At 72.8% G+C, this 21,100-nt stretch carries 20 protein-coding genes; 12 read left to right on the top strand and 8 right to left on the bottom strand.

Features of this window, described 5'->3' with window-relative positions; genetic code table 11:
• Window positions 1–88: 88 nt before the first annotated feature.
• Complete coding sequence (locus P2T37_RS05110; protein WP_276235711.1) at window positions 89–2,263, top strand: PAS domain S-box protein; 2,175 nt, start codon at window positions 89–91, stop codon at window positions 2,261–2,263.
• Here P2T37_RS05110 and P2T37_RS05105 read toward each other — a convergent pair.
• Window positions 2,260–3,372: a succinylglutamate desuccinylase/aspartoacylase family protein gene (locus P2T37_RS05105; RefSeq protein WP_276235710.1), complete on the bottom strand. Its 1,113-nt coding sequence runs from the start codon at window positions 3,370–3,372 to the stop codon at window positions 2,260–2,262. The genes P2T37_RS05110 and P2T37_RS05105 overlap by 4 nt on opposite strands.
• Before the next feature lie 98 nt (window positions 3,373–3,470).
• Here P2T37_RS05105 and P2T37_RS05100 point away from each other — a divergent pair, with 98 nt between their 5' ends.
• The gene (locus P2T37_RS05100) at window positions 3,471–3,887 is read left to right on the top strand and encodes a hypothetical protein (protein WP_276235709.1); all 417 of its coding nucleotides are present in this window, start codon (window positions 3,471–3,473) and stop codon (window positions 3,885–3,887) included.
• Window positions 3,888–3,985: 98 nt separating this feature from the next.
• Here the strand turns inward: P2T37_RS05100 and P2T37_RS05095 are convergent, their stop codons facing one another.
• Genes P2T37_RS05095 through P2T37_RS05085 form a run of 3 tightly spaced genes read right to left on the bottom strand, consistent with a single transcriptional unit; the run spans window position 3,986 to window position 7,629 of the window.
• Entirely contained in the window at window positions 3,986–4,900 is a 915-nt protein-coding gene (locus P2T37_RS05095; protein WP_276235708.1) for a TIGR03571 family LLM class oxidoreductase, read from the bottom strand.
• A 45-nt stretch (window positions 4,901–4,945) separates the two neighbouring features.
• A complete protein-coding gene (locus P2T37_RS05090; RefSeq protein ID WP_276235707.1) occupies window positions 4,946–6,043 on the bottom strand; it encodes an outer membrane protein assembly factor BamB family protein in 1,098 nt (365 codons plus the stop codon).
• Window positions 6,040–7,629, bottom strand: a complete 1,590-nt coding sequence (locus P2T37_RS05085; protein WP_276235706.1) for a glycoside hydrolase 5 family protein — start codon at window positions 7,627–7,629, stop codon at window positions 6,040–6,042. Before P2T37_RS05085 ends, P2T37_RS05090 begins: the two co-directional genes overlap by 4 nt.
• 79 nt (window positions 7,630–7,708) lie before the next feature.
• Between P2T37_RS05085 and P2T37_RS05080 the strand changes: the two genes are divergently transcribed.
• From P2T37_RS05080 to P2T37_RS05065, 4 genes are read left to right on the top strand one after another with little or no spacing between them, the layout of a single operon-like run.
• Window positions 7,709–8,623 carry an ABC transporter ATP-binding protein gene (locus P2T37_RS05080; protein ID WP_276235705.1) on the top strand — a complete coding sequence of 305 codons (915 nt, stop codon included), beginning with the start codon at window positions 7,709–7,711 and terminating at the stop codon, window positions 8,621–8,623.
• The gene (locus tag P2T37_RS05075; RefSeq protein ID WP_276235703.1) at window positions 8,623–9,444 is read left to right on the top strand and encodes an ABC transporter permease; all 822 of its coding nucleotides are present in this window, start codon (window positions 8,623–8,625) and stop codon (window positions 9,442–9,444) included. Before P2T37_RS05080 ends, P2T37_RS05075 begins: the two co-directional genes overlap by 1 nt.
• Before the next feature lie 25 nt (window positions 9,445–9,469).
• The gene (locus P2T37_RS05070) at window positions 9,470–10,291 is read left to right on the top strand and encodes an ABC transporter permease (RefSeq protein WP_276235701.1); all 822 of its coding nucleotides are present in this window, start codon (window positions 9,470–9,472) and stop codon (window positions 10,289–10,291) included.
• A gap of 37 nt (window positions 10,292–10,328) precedes the next feature.
• Window positions 10,329–10,562 (top strand): hypothetical protein, encoded by a 234-nt coding sequence (locus tag P2T37_RS05065; protein WP_276235700.1) that lies wholly within the window; start codon window positions 10,329–10,331, stop codon window positions 10,560–10,562.
• Here P2T37_RS05065 and P2T37_RS05060 read toward each other — a convergent pair.
• The gene (locus P2T37_RS05060; protein ID WP_276235699.1) at window positions 10,559–11,635 is read right to left on the bottom strand and encodes a CNNM domain-containing protein; all 1,077 of its coding nucleotides are present in this window, start codon (window positions 11,633–11,635) and stop codon (window positions 10,559–10,561) included. The genes P2T37_RS05065 and P2T37_RS05060 overlap by 4 nt on opposite strands.
• 70 nt (window positions 11,636–11,705) lie before the next feature.
• Window positions 11,706–13,898: a type II/IV secretion system ATPase subunit gene (locus P2T37_RS05055; protein ID WP_276235698.1), complete on the bottom strand. Its 2,193-nt coding sequence runs from the start codon at window positions 13,896–13,898 to the stop codon at window positions 11,706–11,708.
• Window positions 13,899–13,987: 89 nt separating this feature from the next.
• Here P2T37_RS05055 and P2T37_RS05050 point away from each other — a divergent pair, with 89 nt between their 5' ends.
• Genes P2T37_RS05050 through P2T37_RS05035 form a run of 4 tightly spaced genes read left to right on the top strand, consistent with a single transcriptional unit; the run spans window position 13,988 to window position 17,502 of the window.
• On the top strand, window positions 13,988–16,087 hold the full coding sequence (locus P2T37_RS05050; RefSeq protein WP_276235697.1) for a GAF domain-containing protein: 2,100 nt from the start codon (window positions 13,988–13,990) through the stop codon (window positions 16,085–16,087).
• 46 nt (window positions 16,088–16,133) lie between these two features.
• Window positions 16,134–16,526, top strand: a complete 393-nt coding sequence (locus P2T37_RS05045; protein WP_276235696.1) for a ubiquitin family protein — start codon at window positions 16,134–16,136, stop codon at window positions 16,524–16,526.
• 38 nt (window positions 16,527–16,564) lie between these two features.
• Window positions 16,565–17,203, top strand: a complete 639-nt coding sequence (locus tag P2T37_RS05040; protein WP_276235695.1) for a helix-turn-helix domain-containing protein — start codon at window positions 16,565–16,567, stop codon at window positions 17,201–17,203.
• A 59-nt stretch (window positions 17,204–17,262) separates the two neighbouring features.
• Window positions 17,263–17,502, top strand: a complete 240-nt coding sequence (locus tag P2T37_RS05035; protein ID WP_276235694.1) for a DUF6684 family protein — start codon at window positions 17,263–17,265, stop codon at window positions 17,500–17,502.
• On the opposite strand, the gene P2T37_RS05030 is transcribed toward P2T37_RS05035, so the two are convergent.
• Complete coding sequence (locus P2T37_RS05030; protein WP_276235693.1) at window positions 17,499–17,846, bottom strand: CGCGG family putative rSAM-modified RiPP protein; 348 nt, start codon at window positions 17,844–17,846, stop codon at window positions 17,499–17,501. The two genes, P2T37_RS05035 and P2T37_RS05030, sit on opposite strands and share 4 nt — an antisense overlap.
• Window positions 17,847–17,903: 57 nt before the next feature.
• Window positions 17,904–18,728, bottom strand: a complete 825-nt coding sequence (locus P2T37_RS05025; RefSeq protein ID WP_276235692.1) for a VOC family protein — start codon at window positions 18,726–18,728, stop codon at window positions 17,904–17,906.
• A 272-nt stretch (window positions 18,729–19,000) separates the two neighbouring features.
• Here P2T37_RS05025 and P2T37_RS05020 point away from each other — a divergent pair, with 272 nt between their 5' ends.
• Window positions 19,001–19,468 carry a type IV pilin N-terminal domain-containing protein gene (locus tag P2T37_RS05020; protein ID WP_276235691.1) on the top strand — a complete coding sequence of 156 codons (468 nt, stop codon included), beginning with the start codon at window positions 19,001–19,003 and terminating at the stop codon, window positions 19,466–19,468.
• A gap of 45 nt (window positions 19,469–19,513) precedes the next feature.
• Entirely contained in the window at window positions 19,514–21,100 is a 1,587-nt protein-coding gene (locus tag P2T37_RS05015; RefSeq protein ID WP_276235690.1) for an ABC transporter permease, read from the top strand.

Below are 21,100 nucleotides of genomic sequence, written 5' to 3'. Positions count from 1 at the left end.
GCGACGTAAATTCCCTCGCCAATCGACAACCGTCGCCCCGGAAGTGGTCGGACACACGGCTTAAGTTCCGGCCTCGCTACAGGCCGATATGACTCCCCGTGTCGTCCACGTCGACGGTGCGGACGCCGGCGGTGCGGTCGCGGCGGCGCTGTCCGCGGCCGGCTACGAGGTGGTCCCGGCGGGGTCGGTCGCGGCGGTCCGCGACCACCTCCCGGACGCCGACGCCGTCGTGACGGCCGGGACGCTGCCGGACGGCGACGCGCTCGACCTGTGTGCGGGCGCGGCCGACGTCCCCGTCGTCGTCTACGCCGCCGACCCCGACGCCTCCGTCGCGAGCGCGCTGTTCGCCGCGGGCGCGAGCGACTACGTCCTCCGCGACGAGGTGAGCCCCGAGGGACTGGTCGAGCGCGTGTCGGCCGTCCTCGGCGAGGCGGTCGACTCCCGGTACCGGCGGCTCGTCGACGCCGTCGGGGACTTCCTCTACGTCACGGACGAGGAGGGACGCTTCGTCACACTGAACGACGCCGCGTTGGAGATGTCCGGGTACACGCGCGAGGAGGCGGTCGGCGAACACTCGTCGCTCGTGCTCTCCGAGGCGGGCGTCGAACAGGGCGAGGCCGCCATCCGCCGCCTGCTCGCCGGCGAGGAGGAGACGGTCACCTACGAGATGGACCTGCACACGAAGTCGGGCGAGCGGCTCCGCGTCGAGAACCACGTCTCGCTGCTGCCGATGCCCGACGGCGAGTTCCGCGGCACCGTCGGCGTGCTCCGCGACGTGAGCGAGCGCCGCTCGCGCGACGAGCGCCTGCGCGAACTCCACGACGCGACGCGCGACCTGTTCGCCGCGCCGGACCGCGAGGCGGTCGCCGAGGCCGCGGCGCGGGCCGCGGCAACCATCCTCGGCTACCCCATCAACGGCGTCCGCCTCGTGGAGGGCGACCGCCTCGTCCCCGTCGCCGTCCCCGACGAGACCCGCGATATCATCGGCGAGCGCCCGGTGTACGACTTCGATTCCGACGCGCCGCCGGCCGTCGCGCTCCGCGAGGGCGAACCGTTCGTCCGTCGCGACTTCGACGCGGCCGACGAGCGCGGCCGCGGCGCGCTCGCGGCGGCGATGTACCTCCCCTTCGGCCACCACGGCACGCTGACCATCGCCGCAACCGACGAGGCCGGCTTCAGCGAGACCGACGAGATGCTCGCGGGCGTGCTCGCAGCCAACGTCGCCGCCGCGCTCGACCGCCTCGAACAGCGCGCGGAACTCGCCGCCGAGCGCGACCGCCTCTCCGCGCTGTTCGAGAACATCCCCGACCCGGCCATCTACGTCGAGTTCGAGGACGGGACGCCCGTCGTCCGGGACGCGAACCCCGCGTTCGAGGCGACGTTCGGCTACGACGCCGCCACCCTCGCGGGCGACTCCGTCGACGAGTACATCGTCCCCGACGCCGACGACGACCGGGCGCGGAGCTACAACCGACAGATACGCGAGGGCGAGAGCTTCCACGGCGAGGTGCGCCGGCAGTCCAGCGACGGCCTCCGCGACTTCCTGCTCCACGTCGTCCCCTACGAGATCGGCGAGCGGACGACGCGCGGCTTCGCCATCTACACCGACATCACCGACCAGAAGGAGCGCCAGCGCGAGCTCGAACGCCAGAACGAGCGGCTCGAGGAGTTCGCCGGCGTCGTCAGTCACGACCTCCGCAACCCCCTCAACGTCGCGGCCGGCCGGCTGGACCTCGGCCGCGAGACGGGCGACGACGAGCACTTCGAGGCCGCCGACCGCGCGCTCGAACGGATGGAGCGGCTCATCGACGGGCTGCTCGCGCTCGCCCGGCAGGGCCGCACGGTCGGCGACGCCGCGCCCGTCGCGCTCGGGGACGCCGCCCGCGCCGCGTGGAACGGGGTCGCGACCGGCGAGGCGGCCGCCGAGTTCGGCGACCTCCCGACCGTGCTCGCGGACCGGGCCCGGCTCGAACAGCTGTTCGAGAACCTCTTCCGTAACTCGGTCGACCACGCCGGCGAGGGGGTGACCGTCACCGTCGAGGCGCTGTCGGACGGCTTCGCCGTCGCCGACGACGGGCCCGGTATCCCCGAGTCCGAGCGCGAGCACGTCTTGGAGTTCGGCTACTCGACCGACGGCGGCACGGGCTTCGGCCTCGCCATCGTCCGGGAGATAGCCGAGGCCCACGGCTGGACGATGGCCGTCGAGGCGAGCGAGTCGGGCGGGGCGCGGTTCGCCTTCCGCGGCGTCGAACTCGCGGACTAGTTCTGCTCGTCGCCGGCGCGCCACGCCCCGCCGTTGGCGCGGTAGCCGTCGAACTCGCCGCTGCGTATCTCCGCCTCTATCTCCCGGGCCGTCGCCTCGTCCACGCTCACGAGGTGGCCGAGCGGGTGACCCGGCAGGGCGACGGGGTTCTCCAGCACGCCGACGAGCAGGCCGGTGAAGGGCGCGGCCACGACGTGCTCCTCCCGCGAGAAGTGGTCCGTCACGGTACAGATGGTCTCGCCCTCGCGCACGAGCGGGTACGGCCCCCACTGCATCTCCACGAGGCCGCCCTCGTCCGCGCGGAGCCACTTCTTCTGGTCCTCCGGCGAGACGACGCGGTACCAGCCGGGCCACGACACCGCGCCCTCCACGAGGCCGTACTCGGCCAGCACGCTCGCGACGCCGTCGAGCGCCTTCTCGATGAGCACCGGCTGGAAGCGGTGGGCCTTCCCCATCTCCACCGTGACGGTGGGGATGCCCGCCCGCGTCGCGGCCGCCCGGAGGCTCCCCTCGTCGCCCCCGCCCGCGAGCACGACGTTCGCGCCGAACGCGCGCGTCAGCCGCTCGACGCCCGGCGCGGTCACGTCCGCGCGCGTGTGGTACATCGTCGTCCGGTTGCGCGTCGAGGTGTGGAAGTCCAGCCCGACGTCGCACTTCGAGAGGAACGCGTCCCACAGCTCCGCGGCGGTGCGCTCGGCCGTGTTCGCGCCCGCCTTCCCCGGGAACGAGCGGTTCAGGTCGAGGTCGTAGATGGGGACGTACCGCTGCTGGGCGTGGTACGCGGGGACGTTCGCGACGTGGAGTATCACGAGCGTCCCGGCGATGTCCGAGGGGTCGTACCGGCGTGCCAACTCTTGGCAGACCTTCACGCCGTTGAGTTCGTCGCCGTGTATCGCCGCCGTGCAGAAGACGCGCGGCCCCGGCTCCGTCCCGTTGATGACCGTCACGGGGACCTCGACGGGGTCGCCCAGGTAGGTCTCCGACACCTCGTAGCGGACGTGGCGCTTCTCGCCCGGCCGCACCTCCCCGTCGTAGCGGAACGGTCGCGGTTCGTCGGGCGTCTCGATTTCGAACGCCCCCGTTTCGGGTGCGCCGTCGTCCGTCGTCATTGGCCCGTCCTCGCGGCCGGGGCTCTTGTAGTTCGTGTTCGTGTCGGACGGGTCTCCCCGCGAGAAAGGACTTATGCGAGCAAGCGCCACCCCCCGGTATGGACACCGCCGGGACGAGCGGCCGCTTCTTCGGACGCGACGAGGACGACGCGCGGCGCTGGGCCGCCGCCGCGCTCGCGCTGTCGCTCGGCTCGTTCGTCCTCTTCTCGGCGGTGAAGGCGCTCGACTACCCGACGGTCCATCTCCTGTTGTGGTGGGAGGGGTACGCGGTCCTCCTGACCGCCCTCGTCGGCGTCCAGTCGTACTCGAACGGGGGGCTCGTGACGAGCTGGCTGCTCGCGTTCGGCGCCGTCGTCGGTGTCGTCGCGAACTACGGCGGTCTCGGACTGACCGGCGGCGCCCCGACCCTCCCGGAGTTGGCTGGGCTCGCGCTCGTCGCCGGGTCGGCGGGTGCCGCGACCGTCGGAACGGTCGGCTTCGCCCTCGGCGCGACGGTCCGACGGCTCGTCGGGTAGCGGCCCCCTCCCGGGCACGCGGTTCGTCATCGGCACGCGGTCCGTCCCCGGTTCGGACGGTCCACTCCTCCTCGTCTCCCTCCTCGCTCCCTCGTCACCTACACCCGGTCGATGACCTCGGCCAGCCGCTCCAGCCCCTCGTCTGGGTCGTCGCCGGGAACGGAGACGAGGACGTGGCCGACGCCCTTCGTTTCCAGTCCGCGGAGGTACTCGACCCACCAGTCCGCGCCGGCGCGGTAGCCCTGATGGACCGCCCGGGGACCCGCATCGGGGTCGTCGGCCAGTTCCGTGCGGGCGACCATCGCGAACGGCTTGTCGCCCCCGACGCCGCGCCAGTCGTCGAGGTAGGCGTCGAGCGTGTCGTCGGGGAGGTGGTAGAACAGCCAGCCGTCGCCGTGCTCGCCCAGCCAGTCGAGCGACTGCCGGGCGCGGCCGGTCGGGAGCATCGGCACCGTCCCGGCGGTCGGCTTCGGCACCACGTCGAGGTTCCCGTCGAGGTCGCCCCACGCGCCGGCACGCTCGGGGTACGTCTCGCCCCACGCGGCGCGTATCGTCGCCACGGCCTCGCGGAAGCGCTCGCCGCGTTCCTCGCGGTCGACGCCGAACGCGTCGAACTCCGGGTCGCGGTCGCCGGTCGCGACGCCCATGACGAACCGCCCGTCCGAGAGGCGGTCGAGGGAGGCGGCCTGCTTGGCGACGTGGAGCGGGTGGCGGAGCGTGAGGACGACGCTCGCGGTGCCGAGCGTCACCTCCTCGGTTTCGGCCGCGGCGTAGCCGAGCCACGTCCACGGGTCGAACGTCTGCCCGGCGTCGCCGAACCGCGGCCAGTAGGTCGGCACGTCGCGCGCCCACAGCGCGTCGAAGCCCAGGTCCTCGGCGCGGGCCGCCAGCCGCGCCTCCTCGTCGGGGTCGGGCGTCTCGGTCCGCCCGCCGGCGAGCGGGAACCCCAGCCCGAACGTGAGGTCGTCGCCGCCGAACAGCCGCTCGTAGCCGGCGTTGCGGTGGTCGGTCACGGGCGGACTGGGGGCGGCGCGGGCATGGGCGTGGCGGTCGGGGGGCTACGCGGGGTCGCGAAACGCCACGGTGCCGTCGTAGCGGTTGTTCACGTACACGACGCCGTCCACGACGGCGGGTGCCGACCACGCGAACGTGGGCGTCTCGGGGACGGTCCACCGTTCCGTCCCGTCGGCGGCGTCGAACGCGAAGAAGCGGTCCGCCCCGTCGGTGCCGAGACAGACGGTTCCGTCGGCGACGACGGGCGACCCCCACGCGTGCGGCCCGACCCCGTCGTCGGGGGTGCCGACGCGCCACTGCTCGGTGCCGTCGTCGGCGTCGAGCGCGAGCAGCGGGCCGGGGCCGTTGACGGGCGTGAAGTCGGCCTCCGTGTTCCCCGCCGGGACGTACACGACGCCGTCGGCGACGGCCGGCGACGCGATGACCGTTCGGCCGGCATCGACCGACCACCGCTCGCTCCCGTCGGCGAGCGCCAGCGCGGCCACCCGCCCGGTCGAGTCACCCACGACGACGGTGTCGCCCGACACGGTCGGCGAGGCGGCGACGACGCCGTCGCGGTCGACGGTCCACCGCTCCGTCCCGTCGTCGGCGTCGAGCGCGGCGACCGTGCCGTGCCACGCGGCGGCGACGACCGTCCCGTCGGCGACGGCCGGAACGGCACACACCCGCGAGGGCGCGTCCCACCGCCAGCGGGCCGCGCCGGTCGTGGCGTCGTACGCCCGGACGGTGCCGTCGTTACAGCCGACGTACGCCGTCCCGTCCCGAATCGTCGGCGAGGAGTGTATCGGGCCGCCCGCCGTGACGCGCCACAGCGGCTCGCCGGTGTCGGCGCCGAGCGCGTGGAGGGTACCGTCGTCGCCGCCGACGAGCGCGACCCCGTCGTGGACCGCGGGCGAGGACCACAGCGGTCCCGGTCCGGTGTCGTACTCCCACTGCGTGTCGCCCGAGTCCGTCTCGACGGCGTAGACGGTGCCGTCGAGCGCCCCGACGATGACGTCGTCGCCGGCCACGGCCGGTGACCCCAGCACCTCGAAGTACGGCTCCGAGCGCCACCACAACTCGACGGCGTCGGGGACGGCCCGGTCGACCGCGCCGGTGTTGCCCGCGTCGAACTGGTAGCCGGGCCACGCCGCGTCGCTCATCGGTCACCCCCCGCCAGCCGGTCGGCGGCGCTCGAAACGATGTCGGTTGTCGTCGCGTCCTCGGGGTAGTAGACGCCGAACCCGTCGTGGTCGGGGAAGCGCGCCCCTTCGTCGACGTGGCCGAGCAGGAACCAGAACAGCGACCCGGCGACGTCGTACCGCTCGAACTGCTCGTACCACTCGCGGAACCCCTCGTTCCGGTTCGACAGCTGTCTCCGGTAGTCGTCCTCGGTTCGGGTGGCGTCCCAGCCGAACTCGCCGACATACAGCGGCTTGCCGAGCCGGTCGTGGACGCCCGTCGCGTGGCGCTCGACCCAGTCGTCGATGCCGTCGGCGTCGTAGTACATGTGCGTCGAGGCGGCGTCGACGGCGTCGGACTCGAAGCAGGCGAGGTAGTCGGACTCGTTGCCCGCGTCGTTCCAGCCGATGAGGCCGACGGAGACGAGGTGGTTCGGGTCGAGCGACTTCGCGTGGGCGGCCATCTCCGCCACCCACTCCTGCAGGGCGTCGCCGAACGGCGCGCCCTCGGTCTCCGGCTCGTTGGCGAGTTCCCACAGCGCGATGGTCGGGTCGTTCCGGTACTCGACGCCGGTGTAGGTGTTCTCCCGCGTGAGTACCTGTTCGAGGTAGTCGCGGTAGATGGCGCGACACTCGGGGTGGGTGTAGAAGTCGCCGAGTTCCGTCGCCCCGTCGACCCACTCGACGTACGCCGACATGCCGCCCGGACTCGGCGTGATGAGCGTCGGGAGCACGCGGACGCCGTAGCGCTTGGCCGTCGCCACCATGTAGTCGAACTGGCGGAACGAGGCCTCGTCGTACTCGCGCGGTCCGGGCTGGAGGCCGTAGTTCCCCTCGTCGCAGGCGAAGTCGCGGCAGTTGCCCACCTCCGTCCCGCCGCCGTTGATCAGCGCCCGGACGACGTTCAGCCCCATGTCCGCGGCGTCGCGGAACACCTCGTCCACCGTCTTGTGCGACTTGTGGTGGAGGTAGGCGTTGTTCGTCCCGACCATCGTGAACGGCTCGCCGTCGGCGACGAACGCCGTCCCGTCCGTCCCGACGAACCCCGCCGGCCACGGCTCCACGGCGACGGCCGCCTCGCGGTCGCCCGCCCGGAAGGTGCGCGTGCCGGGCCGGTCACACCGGACCGTGAACGTCGCCGTCATCGAGTCCGCGTCGGTCGCCAGCCGCGTCCGACGGAGGACGCCGTCGTCGCCCCGGAGGGCGAGCGGGTGGGGGTCGCCCGGTCCGCCCCGGTTCGCGAGCGTCACCGTCAGGCGGACCTCCCCGCCCTGTCGCACCGTCGTCGGCTCCACGGTCAGGTCCGTCACCGCCACCCGCGGGTCGGGGACGGCGGTGGCCGTGTCCGTCGCCGTCGCGGTTGCGGTTCGGGTCGCGGTTCGGGTGGCAGTCGGCGTTCCCGTCGCCGTCGCGCTCCCCGTCGCCGTCGTCGTCACGCGTACCTCGGTTCCCCCCTCCGTCCCCGTCTCCCCGTCCGACTCGCTCGGCGCGTTACAGCCGGCGAGCGCGAGCGCGCCCGCCGACGGCACCGCCCGGAGCAGGTCGCGGCGGCTGAACGACCGGTCCATGGGGGCGGCTGACACGCGGGGGACGTAACTGTACGGGTAGACGGGAAGACATTTACCGCGACTGCTGAACCCCTATTCAGTGACGGACGCGATACGGACCCACGAGGTCACGAAGCGCTACGGGGACCTGACGGCGGTGGACCGCCTCGACCTCACCGTCGAGGAGGGGGAGGTGTTCGGCTTCCTCGGCCACAACGGCGCGGGGAAGTCCACGACCATCAACATGCTGCTCGACTTCGCGCGCCCCACCGAGGGGCGCATCGAGGTGTTCGGCATCGACTCCCGCGAGGACAGCGTCGCCGCCCGCGAGCACATGGGCGTGCTTCCGGAGGGGTACGGCGTCTACGAGGGGCTGACCGGCCGCGAACACGTCCGGTTCGCCATGGAGTCGAAGGGGGTCGGGGGCGACCCGATGGACCTGCTCGACCGGGTGAACATCGCGGACGCGGCCGACCGGAAGGCCGGCGGCTACTCGAAGGGGATGGCCCAGCGGATGGTGCTCGCGATGGCGCTGGTCGGCGAGCCGGACCTGCTCGTGCTCGACGAGCCGACGACGGGGCTCGACCCCGGCGGCGCGAAGGCGATGCGCGAGATAATCCTCGCGGAGAACGAGCGCGGCGCGACCGTCTTCTTCTCGTCGCACATCCTCGAACAGGTCGAGGCCGTCGCCGACCGTGTCGGCATCATGCACGAGGGGCGGCTGGCGGCCGTCGATACCATCGAGGGGCTGCGCGAGACGGCGGGCGGCGGAACCAAACTGCTCGTCACGCTCGCGAACCCGTCGGCGGACCACGCCGAGGCGGTCGCCGCGACCGACGGGGTCGACTCCGTCCGCTTCGACGACGAGGAGCGGCTCGTGGTCACCTGCTCGGACGCCGCGAAGCTCGACGCCGTGGTCGCGCTGCGCGACGTCGGCGCGGACGTGCTCGACTTCTCGACCGAGGAGTCGTCGCTGGAGGACCTGTTCGTGGAGTACACCCGGGGAGATGCCTGATGCCGTGGCGACCCATCGCCCGCCGCGAGCTGTCGGACCTGCTCGCGGGCCGGACGACGAAGGCCGGGCTGGCCGTCGTGGCGCTCGTCTTCGTCGGCGGGGGGTACGCGGCCGGGACGCCGGGGTCGAACGCGACCGTGGCGACGTACGCGAACCTGCTCGGGGGGGTCGTCCCCTTCGTCGTCGGCGCGCTCGGGCTGTTGCTCGGCTACCGCTCGGTCGTCGGCGACCGCGCGGCCGGTCGGCTCGCGCTCGTGTTGGCGCTCCCGCACAGCCGCGCCGACGTGCTCGCCGGGAAACTGCTCGCGCGCGGCGGCGTGGCCGTCGGCACGCTCGCCGTCGGGATACTCGTCGGCGGCTGGCTCGTCGAGTACCCGTTCGGCTCGGTCGACCTCCTCACGCTCGCCGCGTATCTGGCCGCGACGCTCGCGCTCGGCCTGGCGCTGTTCGGCGTCGGGACGGCGCTCTCGACGCTGACCGTCTCCCCGCGCCGCGCGACGGTCGGCGCGTTCGTCGTCCTCGTCGCCGTCACCTTCTGGGGACAGCTCCGGGTGCCGCTCCTGCTCGCGCTCGACTACTTCGGGCTGACGACCCCGAGCGGGGGGCTCCCCGAGTGGGCGCTGTTCCTCCACGGGCTGGAGCCGACCGCGGTGTACGGCCGCGTCGTCGACGCGTTCGTCGTCGGCGTCGAGCGGGGCCCGTACCTCGGCCCGGACGCGGCGTGGTATCTGGGCGGGACGGTCGCGGCCGTCCTGCTCGTCGCGTGGGCGACGCTGCCGCTCGCGGCCGGCTACCTACGCTTCCGGGGGACGGACCTGTGAGCCGCGCCCTCGGGGGTGGTGCGGCGTGAGCTGGCGTGCCGTCGCCCGCAACGACCTGCGGACCCTCCGCCGGAGCCGCGGCGCGGTCGGGCTGACGGGCGTCCTCCTGCTCGTCTACGTCGGGCTCGCGGGCGTGTTCCTCTACGTCGGCGAGCCGGACTTCGCGGCGTACACGGACGTGCTCGGCGCCGTGCTCGCGATACTGGCCCCGCTGCTCGCCGTCGTGTTCGGCTACGGCACGGTCGTCGAGGAGCGCGGCTCCGGCACCGCGACGCTGGCGCTCTCGCTCCCTCACTCGCGCCGCTCGCTCGTCGCCGGCAAGCTCGCCGCCCGGACGGGCCTGTTCGCGGCCGCGACGTGGCTCGCGACGCTCGTCGCCGGCGCCGTGACGCTCGCGGCGTTCCCGGCGTTCGACGCCGCGACGTTCCTCGGGCTCTCGCTCCTGGCGACGGGCTACGGCGTCGTCTTCCTCGCCTTCGCCGTCGGCCTCTCGGCGCTGTTCGCGTCCACGCGCCGCGTAATCGCCGCCGCGCTCGGCGGCTACTTCGCGCTCGTCGTCGCGTGGGGGACGCTCGTGGACGTGGTCGGCCTCGTGTTGTTCCGGCTCGACACCGCCGCGTTCATGGGCGACTACCCGACGTGGGCCGCCTTCGCGCGGATGTTCTCGCCCGGCGCGGCGTTCGACTACCTGCGCGCGGACCTGCTCGACGTCGGGACGCTCCCGGCCGTGACGCGGCTCTCGGACGCGTGGTTCGTCTCGACCGGCGGGGCCGCGCTCGCGCTCCTCGCGTGGGCCGTCGTCCCGCTCGCCCTCGGATACCTGCGCTTCCGCGCGACCGACCTGTAGCGCGGGCTTTTCGCGTTCCCGTGCCGTGAGCCGAGCCGTGAACGGCCGTGTCTCCCCGCTGTGGGGCGCGCTCGGCGGCCTCCTCGTGGCCGGCTTCCTGCTGCTCGGCGGCGACGGCTGCGGCGGTCGCTCCGTCGGCGTCGTCTGTCGGTTCCTCTCCGAGGCGCTCGGGATACCCGGGCTCGTCCGCGCCTCGCCCGTCGTCGGCACCCTCGGGCTCGTCGCCGTCGGCGCGGCGCTCGGCTGGGTCGGGGGCCGGATGCGTCCTTAGCCGTCCCGTTCGCCCTCGTCGCGCTCGTCGAGCGGGTCCTTCAGTTCGCCCATCACGGCTTCGAGCGTGTCGGTCGCGGTGAGCAGGCCGACGACCTCCCCGCCGTCGAGCACGAGCGCCAGTTCCTGCCGCTCCGTCTGGAACTGGTCGAACGCGTCGCTGACGGTCGTGTTCGCGGCCATCGTCACCGGCGACGTGGCGATGTCGGCGAACGACACCTCGCCCGCCCGCAGTCCCTCGTAGTGTTCGAGGATGGAGGGTGCGTACACCACGCCGCGCAGGTCCGCGAGGTCCTCGCCGACGAGCGGGAACCGCGTGTGCGGCGTCGCCCGGATGCGGTCGAGGTTCTCCTCGACGGTGGCCTCGGTCGAGACGGCGACCACCTCGTCGGCCGGCACGACGATGTCGGAGACGGGCCGCTCGTCGGCGTCCAGCGCGCCCAGCACCTCCTCGCGGCGCTCCTCGGAGAGTTCGCCCTCGCCGAGCAGCGAGTGGAGCCGGGTGCGGAGCTGGCTGCGCGACTCGATGACGTCCTCCTCGGTTTCGAGCCACGCGCCGGTCATCTCGATGCCGAACAGCTTCAGCGTCAGCTTCGCCACCCAGTCGCCCAGCGTGATGAGCGGCGAGATGGCGACGTAGAACCAGTGGAGCGGGCGCGCACCCCACCGACAGACGAACCGGGAGCGCTCGACGCCGAGATAGGTCGGCGTCTGCTCGCCGTGGGTCAGGTGGACGAGGTTGATGATGAGGTAGCCGAGCAGCGCCCCCGCGCCGACCGTCGCCAGCGCGGAGCCGGCGAATAGCGGCTCGAAGAGGGCGGCCAGCGCCGGCTCGGCGACGATACCGACCGCGATGGAGGAGGCCGTAATCCCGACCTGACAGGTAGTGAGATACAGTTCGAGCTCCCCCGTCATCTCCCACGCGCGTTCGAGCGCGGCGCTGCCGTCCACGAACTCGTCCCTGCTGAACTGTCGCGCCCGCGTGAGCGCGAACTCGATGGCGACGAAGAAGCCGTTGAGCAGGATGAGTCCGAGCCCCGCCAGCAGCCGGATGCCTATCTCGGTCGCGTTCATTTCGGTGCGTCCCCGTTCCGGTTCGAGCCGTTAATGCGTTCTGTCCGAGCGGTCGGATATCGCCCGAGGCTCACCCCTCGTAGGCCGCCTCGCGGTGGCCCACCCGTTCGACCGTCGCCGCCTCGTCCGTCCGCAGGTCGGAGAGGAAGGCGAACAGCTCCTCGAAGTCGTCCACGCCCTCGCGGACGAGGTACTCGACGTATCGGTGTTTGCGCCGGAAGTCGCGCTTCGCCTCCGCGACGGGCCGGTCCGTGCGGTCGGCCAGCCGCTCGAAGACGGCGGTCCGGCTCGCCTCGGTCGCGTCCCCGAGGTCCGGGTGGTCGTAGGCGAACGCGAAGCCGCGGTCGTGGGTGCGCGCACAGACCCGGTTCCAGTAGACGGTCGTGCCGTCCTTCTCGACCGTGCCGCGCGCTCCGTCGCCGTCGAGCGCCGCGTACTCGCTCGCGCTCGGGAACTCCACGACCTCGCCGACGTAGCGGTCGCCCTCGACGCGCTTGGGGAAGACCACGAGGTCGAGTTCGCGCAGGAGGTACGCCGGGAGGCCCTGCTCGACCACGCGGTTCACGAGCGTCTCCGTGTCCTCGGCGTGGGTGGTCCCGATCAGCCCGTGGCCGGTGTTGAGCGACTCCGCGAACGTCTCGAAGGAGGCGGGCGTGTTTATCTCCGCGATGACCTCCACGTCGGGGTTGAGGTAGTTCGCCTCGGTCATCAGGTCGGCCATCGAGACGCGCTTGTACTCGTCGGCGTGCTCGCGCGTCGAGAGCGCGACGCCCGTCTCGTGGGGGAGTTCCACCTCTCGGCTCCCTTCGTCGATGGAGACGGGCCGGTCGTCGAACGGAATGAAGGGCATGTGGGCGTTCATCAGCGTCGTCTTGCCGACGCCCGTCGGGCCGGAGAACAGCACGACGCCGCGCGTCTCGTACAGCTGCCACAGCAGGGCGACGAGTTCGGTCGGGAGCGCGTCGCGGCCGACGAGGTCGGGCGGCGTCATCGGGTCGCCGGCCTGCTTGCGGACGGAGACGTGCGGGCCGCCCTCCGAGATCGTGGGCAGGGCGACGGCACACCGGATGGTCTCCTCGACGCCCTCGGGGTCGACGTTCACCTTCGCGGAGGGGTTCGAGGCGTTGAGCTCCGCGCCGTCGGCCGCCGCGAGCCGGGTCACCACGTCCGTAAACGCGGTCTCGGAGTCGAACGAGAGGTTCGTCGGGACGCGGCCGTCGTACACGTCGGCGCGGGGGAGCACCTTCACGCGCTCGCCGACGCGGTTCGCCTCCACGTCCTCCAGGTTCGGGTCGCGGATGGGTATCGTCAGTTGGCCGTAACCGACGAAGTCGCGCAGGACGTAGTAGACGAGGTCCGCCAGCCGGTCGGGCGCGTAGGTGTCGTCCACGGGCGGGGCGGCGAGGCCGCGGTCGGCCAGCGCCTCGCGGACGCGCCGCGCGGTCGCCGTGAGCCACGCGCCGGTCGTGTCGGCGAGCAGTTCCCGCCCGAGCAGGGTCTCGGCGCGCTCGCGGACGAACGCGCCCGGTTCCTCGACGACGCCGTCGGTGCCCGCGGCCCAGACGCGCTCCTCGCACCGCGCTATCAGGTCGCGGTCGCCCGGGAGCAGGTCGGGTTCGAGCACGGCGTAGCGGACGGCGAAGGCGTCCCGGCCGAGGGTGTGACGGCGGTAGAGCACCACGGGCACCGCGAAGCCGCGGAAGTCGACGGTGTAGCGGGTGAGCCGTTCGCTGGCGACGCGGGCCAGCGCGTCGGCGTCGGCGTCGAGGTCGGTCGCGGCCGGCGAGAAGTCGCGCGTGTGGACGACCGGGTCGCCCTCGGTATCGACCACCTCGACGCGGTCGTCGAGCGCCAACGGCGTCGCGTCCCCGAGACACCGCTCGTCGGCGAGCACGCGGTACGAGAGCCGCCGCCGCGCGGCCGGCGAGACGTCGGTCAGGCGGTCGAACGCGCGCCGCCACTTGTCGGGGAGGCCGGCGGCGAACCGCTCGGCCGTGGCCTCCCGCGTGAGCGGCGGCTGGACGGTCGCGTCGCCGAAGAAGTCGCGCAGGCCCGCGAGCGCCTCGCGCTCGCCGCGTGGAACGGTCGGGGCGCGCACCCGGTAGGCGAAGGGGGTGTCGGCGGCGTCGGCGACGGTGACGACGACGCCCGGCGCGACGGCGTACTGGTCGCGGACGGCCGGCGCGTACCACGCGTCGGCGTCGCCCGGCGGGACGGGGCTCGGAACGCTGGGGGGAGTCACGGGGGAGCTTCGTCCTCCCACAGTTAAAGTTCACGACATTTGACACGAATTTGCGGTCAGGCTCCCTGGAGGGGCGTACTTCTATTGGGGAGACGCGTGCCGATGGAACAATGGATGACTCTTCGGGGGGGTCGCCGGCGGGCGAGCCGACCGACGAGGTGTTCGACCGCATCACCGACGCGGTGTTCGCGCTCGACGACGAGTGGCGGTTCACGTTCCTCAACGAACACGCCGAGGGGCTCTTGGAGAGCGACGAGGCCGCGCTGCTCGGGGAGAACGTCTGGGACGTGTTCCCCGCGGCCGCGGAGTCGACGTTCCGCGACGAGTACGAGCGCGCCCGCGAGACGGGCGAGTCCGTCTCGTTCGAGGCGTACTACGACCCCCTCTCGACGTGGTTCTCGGTGCGGGCGTACCCCTCCGAGACGGGGCTGTCGGTGTACTTCCGCGACGTCTCCGGGCGGAAGCGTCGCGACCGGGCGCTGCGGGAGGCGTACGAGATAGCCTCCGACGCCGACCGGTCGTTCGACGAGCGCGTCGGGGAACTGCTCGCGTTGGTCCGCGGGACGCTCGACCTCGCCGAGGGGGTGTTGTCGCGCGTGGACGGGGACACCTACACCCCAGAGGCCGTGTCGTCGGCCGACGGCGACGGCCCCGCCGTCGGGGAGTCGGTTCCGCTCGACGAGACGCTGTGCGCCCGGGTGCTCGCGGCCGACGGGGCGATGACGGTCGCCGACGCGGCCGACGGCCCGACCGCCTACGTCGGGACGCCGGTGTACGCCGACGGCGAGCAGTACGGCACCTTCTGCTTCTACGGCGGGGCGCCGCGCCCGGACGGCTTCTCGGAGTGGGAGGTGACGTTCGTCGAACTGCTCGGCAACTGGGTGAGCTCGGAGCTCCAGCGCCGGCGCACCATCGACCGGCTGACGGCGCTCGACGAGGTGAACGCCGTCGTCCGCGACATCAACGGCACGCTCGTCGAGCAGTCCACCCGCGCCGACATCGAGCGGGTGGTGTGCGAGCGGCTGGCGGCGTCGGACTCCTACGAGTTCGCGTGGCTGGGCGTCGTCGACGAACACTCCGGCGAGGTGGTGCCCTCGACGGCGGTGCGGGCCGACGAGTACCTCGCCGACGTCACCGTCTCGGCCGCCCCCGACGAGGACCGCGGGCGCGGGCCGGCGGGGCGGGCGCTCCGCACCGGCGAGGTCCACATCTCCCGGGACATCGAGACCGACGCGGACTTCGCGCCGTGGCGCGACCACGCCCGCGAGCGCGGCGTCCGCTCGGCGGCCGCGGTCCCCGTCGGCACCGACGGCGCGGAGTACGGCGTGTTAAACCTCTACTCGACGCGGCGCGACGCGTTCGGCGAACAGGAGCGGGCCGTCGTCGCCCAGCTCGGCGAGATTACGGGGCTGGCCATCGCCGCCGTCGAGCACGAGCGCGAGGTCGAGCACAAACGCGAGCGGCTGGAGTTCATCAACCGCTTCCTGCGGCACAACCTCCTGAACGGGCTGAACCTCGTGACGGTGCGCTCGGACCTGCTCGCCCGGTCCGTCGACGACCCCGACGCGGCCGACCACGTCGAGGTCATCCGCGAGCGGGTCGACGACATGGCGGGGCTCATCGACACGATGCGGACGTTCATGGACGCCGTCATCGAGGGGGAGCGCCACCGCGGCGAGCCGGTCGCCGTCCGCGAGGTGCTCGACCGGAAGCTCTCGCTCGCGCGCGAGGGCTACCCCGAGGCGACGTTCCGCGCCCGCGACCTCCCCGACCCCGGGACGCGCGTGCTCGCGGACGAGCTCGTCGGCGAGGTGCTAGAGAACGTGCTGTCGAACGCCGTGGTCCACAACGACACCGACGCGCCGACCGTCGAGGTCCGCGCCCGCGAGACGACGTGTTCGCTCCCGACGGACCCCGAGACGGGCGACCCGCTGCCGCCGGGTCACGCCCCGTCCGGGGCGGAGCCGACCGACGAGCACCCGGCGCTCGCGGTCGAGATAGCCGACGACGGGCCGGGCGTCCCGGACGGCGAGAAGGAGCGCATCCTCGCGAAGGGCGTGACGGAGCTGAGCGCCCCGGGCAACGGGCTCGGGCTCTACCTCGTCGGCGAGACGATGCGCTCGTACGGGGGGCGGGTCGGCGTCGGCGACAACGAGCCGCGCGGCGCGGTGTTCGAGCTGGTGTTCCCGGTCGTCGAGCGCGGCGCGTGAACATGTTCGGGAGTACCGTTTCACTCGCCGTCCCGAACGTCCGGCTATGAGCGTCACCGAACCCGAGCGGCGGACGGCGACGACGACGGTGGACGTGAAGGCGACCGGCCACGTGCGCCGGGAACTCGACGAGCACCGCTTCGAGTTCGCCTTCGAGGGGGACACCCTCGGCGAGTTCCTCGACGCCTTCTTCGACGAGTACGGCTGCGAGGAGATGCTGCTCGCCGAGTCCGAGGCCGACGAGACGGCGAACGGGTGGGCGAACTACCCCGGCGACCCGCCGGGTCGGTGGGAGCGCAACCCCGAAGGGGAGCGCACCCGGGCGTTCGCCCGCGTGCTCGTCAACGGGCGCTTCAACGAGCTACTGGACGGCTTCGGGACGGAGCTGTCCGACGGCGACCGGGTCGCGCTGGTGTACCCGTTCGTGTTCTGCTGCTAGGCGGAAGAGCCGAGTGGGTGGCCGGCGAACCGCCGCCGATGCCACAGGCTCGCCTGCGGGTCACCCTCCCCGACGGGCTCTGGATCGGTCGGCTCTCGCGGGCCCACCCGGACGCGGTGTTCCGGGTGTTGACCGCCTTCGCCGACGGCGAGCGCGGCGTCGCGCTCGTGGAGCTGTCGTCGCCGGACCCGGCGCCGCTGCTGGCCGACCTCGTCGACGAGCCGGCGGTGACGGCGACGGAGGTACTCCACCGCGAGGGCGACCGGGTCCTGGTCCGACTCGGGACGTCGAACCCGCTGTTGCTCGCGCCGGTCCGGGAGTCGGGGGTTCCCCTCGACTTCCCGTTCCGGCTGGCCGACGGCCACGCGGTCTGGGAGGTGCGGGCGCCGCACGACCGGCTCTCGGCGCTCGGCGACGGCCTCCGCGACAGCGGTATCCGGTTCGAGGTGGAACGCGTCGGCCGGGTCGCCGACCCCGACGGCCCGCTCGCCGAGGGGCAGCGCCGGGTGCTGGAGGCGGCCGTCGACCACGGCTACTACGACACCCCTCGAGAGTGTACGCTGACGGAACTGGCCGACCGGCTCGACATGGCCAAGTCGACCGTCTCGGAGACGCTCCACCGCGCCGAGGAACAGATCGTCAAGGAGTTCGTCGGCGAGCCGACCGACGGCCCCTGAGCGCGGGGCGAACATCTTCGGGAGTACGGCCTTCCGCCGGCGTGCGTGTGCTTCCGCGTATGGCGTTCGAGCGCTTCGACCGCGAGACCCTGCTCGACCTCGTCGTGAACGCCGTCCCGCTCGCGATGCTCGCCGGGTTCACGGCGCTGTTCGTCGTCGTCAGGCCGTACGGTTTCGACCCCGCGGCCGTCGCGATTCAGCTGACGCTCGTGTTGGTGCCGCTGGGCGCGCTGTCGGTGTTGAGCTACCACGCCGCCGCGGCGGTCGAACGGGCCGAGGAGGCGACGGATACCGACTAGTCGCGGGGGTTCCCGCGGTCGTCGGTCGCCGCGCCCCCCGACGGCCCGACGTGGACGCGCGTGACGTGGCCGCCACAGCCGCACCGGTCGACGTACTCCCACGTCGCGTCCGTCAGCCGCGCCGCGAGCTCGTCGTAGAGGTACGTCTCCGGGTGGCCGTGGGCGCCGTGCGTCACGAGGTTCACGTGCCGCCCGGGCTCGGTGTGGGCGACGGCGTCGACGGCGTCGGCCACGACCCGGTCGGGGTCGTCGGCGTGGCGCGGCAGTTCCAGGTTCGCGGACCACGAGGTGTCGTGGACGCGGTCGGTCACCGGCTCGGCGTCGGCGTCCTCGTGTGTGCTCACGTATCGGTGTCGCCGCCCGACGGGGAAGACGCTCCTCGCGAACATGTTCGCCCGCTCCTACGCCCCGACCAGACCCAGCCCCCGGACGCCCGCGTGGTCGCCGTCGAGCCACGCGACCGTCGCGTCGCCCCACGACTCGGTCGCGGCCGTCGGATAGCGCTCCTCCACCCCCGGTTTCGCGTCGAGCAGGAACGCACACGGCGACGACCCCACCGCGTCGAGCCGCTCGGCGAGCGGGCCGCCGTCGCGGGGCGTGGCCAGCGCGACCGGCGCGTCCGGAAACCGGGCGACGCGGGCGTCGAGGTGTTCGCTCTCCCCCTCGACGGGGGCCGCGAGGTCGAACGCCGCGCGGAGCCGGTCGGTCGCGGCCGCGAGGTCGGGGACCGCGACGACGACCGTCCGGACGGCCGTCGGGCCGACCCCGGGCGAGGGCTCGCCGGCGCGCTCCGCCCGCGGGGTGGTGTCGGCGATACAGAAGGGGAGCAGGCTCCCCGGCTCCCCGTCGCCGAGGTACACCAGTTCCCACTCGACGACGACGCCGTCCGGGCGCTCGCGGGCGTACTCGACCGGCCCCTCGACGGCGACGCCGCGCTCGCGCATCGCGGCCGCGGTCGCCGCGGCGTCGTCGACCCGGACGGCCCACGCGCAGGGGCCGGCGTCGGTTCGGATGGCGGCGTCCCACCACGGCGACGCGGCCCCCTCCTCGACGGTCGAGACGAGTTCGAGGTAGCTCCCGTCCGGGAGCGTGAGGGTCGCCATGTGCGTGACGCCGTTCGAGTGGGCGCCGCCCTCGGTCGTGTCGAGGCCGGCGGCCGCGAAGGCGTCGCGGAGCGCGTCGAGCGACCGCCCGGCGACGGTGACGTGGTCGATGCGGAGGTCCATGCGGTCGGGTCGCCCCGCGACACCAAAACGCTCCGGGCGCCGCGCCGGCATCGGGGTCGGCCTGCGACGGGCCAACGACCCGTTTAGCCGCGGCCGCGACCCGGGGTGGCGACCTGCCGCCCGAAAACTGTGGTCGGTGTTTATGTCCCCCGTCCACCCCCACCCGTCGGGGGAACCGTATCTCGGGGGAGAGACGAAGGGGGGTGACCGCCCGCGGAGGCGGGCGACTCCCGGTTCCGTGACTCGTCCGCCGAGCGGCCTCCGCTCGATACATGCAACTCAGCACACTCTTCGAGGACGAACAGGCCGTCTCGCCGGTCATCGGCGTGATCCTGATGGTCGCCGTCACGGTGATTCTCGCGGCCGTCATCGGCACGTTCGTGCTCGGTCTCGGCAGTCAGGTCCAGCAGAGCGCACCGACGGCGAACTTCGAGTTCAGCTACACGCCGGCGGGTGGGGATGGATTCACAGATACCGGCGACGACAACGACCAGTTCACCGTCGAACACACCAGCGGCCAGAGTATGGAGCGGTCGCGCGTCGTCGTGCAGGTGGAGGGAACGGAGGTCGGTGGTTCGGGTGACTGGTCCGATACGACCATCTCCGTCGGGTCGTCCTTCTCGTACACCGAGGACGGAACGGCGGCGTTGGAGGACGGCGACGTGATCCGGATAATCTGGAACTCCGCGAACGGGGAGACGTCCAACACGGTCGGGCGCTCGACGGTGCCGACGAGCTAGCCGCCCTGCACAACGGCTATTTCCCCGGCCTCTCCAACGGGTGATATGGCCCCGTCCGACCCGACCCTCCGTCGAATCGTCGCCGCCGCCGGCGCCGCCGTCGAGCGGCTCCGGGGGCGGTCGCCCCGCGCCCTCGGGGGCGTCCTCCTCGTCCTCGTCCTCCTCGCCGCCGCCGCGGCGTGGTACTTCCGGCCGTGGCTCCACCCGCTCGTCTGGACGCTGTACACGAACCCGGTCGTCGCCGTCGCGCTCGTCGTCGGCCTCGCGGTCGGCGTCCTCGCGAACCGCCGCGTCCCGGGGCTCGGCCCGCAGGCCGGCCTCGCCGTCGTGCTCCTCCTGGCCGTCGCCGGCACCGGCCTGACGGGCCTGCTCGCCGGCCAACAGCTCGGCACGGCGACGATGGCCGCGGCCACCGACACGACGACGCTCGCGGAGACGGACGCCGAGATGCCCCGCGTCGTCCCGCGCAGCGTCGCGGGCCGGTACGCCTCGAACACGCTGAACTTCCCGCAGTACCGCATCGCGGGCGGCGACGTGACGGTGTACAACGGGACGCCGTACTGGTCGTACGCGCTCGCACCCGACGGCGCGTACAACCACTTCACCAAGCGCCAGCACGGCACCGTCCTCGTGGACATGACCGAGCAGAACGCCGAGGTGGAGACGGTCGTCGGCGACCTCGAACAGGGCATCGGCCCGGCCTTCTACAACAACTACCGGTTCGGCCTGCTGAAGCGCGGCGAGTACCTCGTCGATTACGCCGACCCGTTCATGGTCGTCCACGAGGGCGACCAGTACATCGCCGTCCCCTACACCACCCCGGAGTTCCACTGGCTCCCGATACCGTACACGACGCCGGAGTGGGGCGGCGTCGCGCTCGTCTCGCCGAACGGCTCCGTCGCCGACCTCACGCCCGCGGAGGCGCGCGACCACCCGGTTCTCTCCGAACAGAAGCTCTACCCGTTCGAACTCGCGCGCGAGCGCGTCGCCGCGACGCGGTACCGCAACGGCATCCTGAACACGTTCACGAGCCACGAGGACGAGATCGAGGTCGCGCCGGTCCCCGGCGAGGGGAACGACCAGCCGTTCCTCACGTTCACCGACGAGGGGCCCGAGTACGTCGTCGCCGTCGAGCCGTACGGCGAGGCGCAGGGTCTCAAGGAGATATGGACCGTGGACGGCCGCACCGGCGAGTACGGGCGGTTCACGCCGAACGAGTCGCTGTTCGGGGCGCGCAAGGCCACGGACTACGTCCGGCAGGCCGCCCGCACGACCGACTGGAACCGCTTCACCCCGGCCGAGCCGATTCCCGTCGTCGTGGACGGTCGCCTCTACTGGGAGGTGCGGGTCGTCCCCGACGACAGCAGCGGCATCGCCTACATCGCGTTCGTGGACGCGCGCTCCTCGGACGTGAGCGAGGTCGTCACTTCCGAGGGGGTGCGGGCGTTCCTCGAAGGCGAGGCGATGCCCGACGACGGCGACGGCGACACGGACGGCCGCTCGCCGACGTTCGTCGTCCAGCGCGTCGCCCCGAACGGCACCGTCGTCGAGACGCTGGAGGTGTACGGCGACGAGACGATACGCGTCGTGCGGGGGAACGCGACGAACACGACGAACGCGACCGGGCGCTAG

Source organism: Halosegnis marinus, assembly GCF_029338355.1.
Lineage (GTDB): Archaea > Halobacteriota > Halobacteria > Halobacteriales > Haloarculaceae > Halosegnis > Halosegnis marinus.
Note: the sequence above shows the minus strand (reverse complement) of the source record. Positions and strands in the feature narration are given on the sequence as shown.

What these genes read in the sequence shown, in the direction of transcription:
- P2T37_RS05105 (WP_276235710.1), bottom strand. Translation starts at nt 3,372, where the DNA reads ATGACGACGGACGACGGCGCACCCGAAACGGGGGCGTTCGAAATCGAG.
- P2T37_RS05110 (WP_276235711.1), top strand. Translation starts at nt 89, where the DNA reads ATGACTCCCCGTGTCGTCCACGTCGACGGTGCGGACGCCGGCGGTGCG.
- P2T37_RS05050 (WP_276235697.1), top strand. Translation starts at nt 13,988, where the DNA reads ATGGATGACTCTTCGGGGGGGTCGCCGGCGGGCGAGCCGACCGACGAG.
- P2T37_RS05075 (WP_276235703.1), top strand. Translation starts at nt 8,623, where the DNA reads ATGCCGTGGCGACCCATCGCCCGCCGCGAGCTGTCGGACCTGCTCGCG.
- P2T37_RS05015 (WP_276235690.1), top strand. Translation starts at nt 19,514, where the DNA reads ATGGCCCCGTCCGACCCGACCCTCCGTCGAATCGTCGCCGCCGCCGGC.
- P2T37_RS05020 (WP_276235691.1), top strand. Translation starts at nt 19,001, where the DNA reads ATGCAACTCAGCACACTCTTCGAGGACGAACAGGCCGTCTCGCCGGTC.
- P2T37_RS05085 (WP_276235706.1), bottom strand. Translation starts at nt 7,629, where the DNA reads ATGGACCGGTCGTTCAGCCGCCGCGACCTGCTCCGGGCGGTGCCGTCG.
- P2T37_RS05035 (WP_276235694.1), top strand. Translation starts at nt 17,263, where the DNA reads ATGGCGTTCGAGCGCTTCGACCGCGAGACCCTGCTCGACCTCGTCGTG.
- P2T37_RS05025 (WP_276235692.1), bottom strand. Translation starts at nt 18,728, where the DNA reads ATGGACCTCCGCATCGACCACGTCACCGTCGCCGGGCGGTCGCTCGAC.
- P2T37_RS05040 (WP_276235695.1), top strand. Translation starts at nt 16,565, where the DNA reads ATGCCACAGGCTCGCCTGCGGGTCACCCTCCCCGACGGGCTCTGGATC.
- P2T37_RS05090 (WP_276235707.1), bottom strand. Translation starts at nt 6,043, where the DNA reads ATGAGCGACGCGGCGTGGCCCGGCTACCAGTTCGACGCGGGCAACACC.
- P2T37_RS05060 (WP_276235699.1), bottom strand. Translation starts at nt 11,635, where the DNA reads ATGAACGCGACCGAGATAGGCATCCGGCTGCTGGCGGGGCTCGGACTC.
- P2T37_RS05045 (WP_276235696.1), top strand. Translation starts at nt 16,134, where the DNA reads ATGAGCGTCACCGAACCCGAGCGGCGGACGGCGACGACGACGGTGGAC.
- P2T37_RS05100 (WP_276235709.1), top strand. Translation starts at nt 3,471, where the DNA reads ATGGACACCGCCGGGACGAGCGGCCGCTTCTTCGGACGCGACGAGGAC.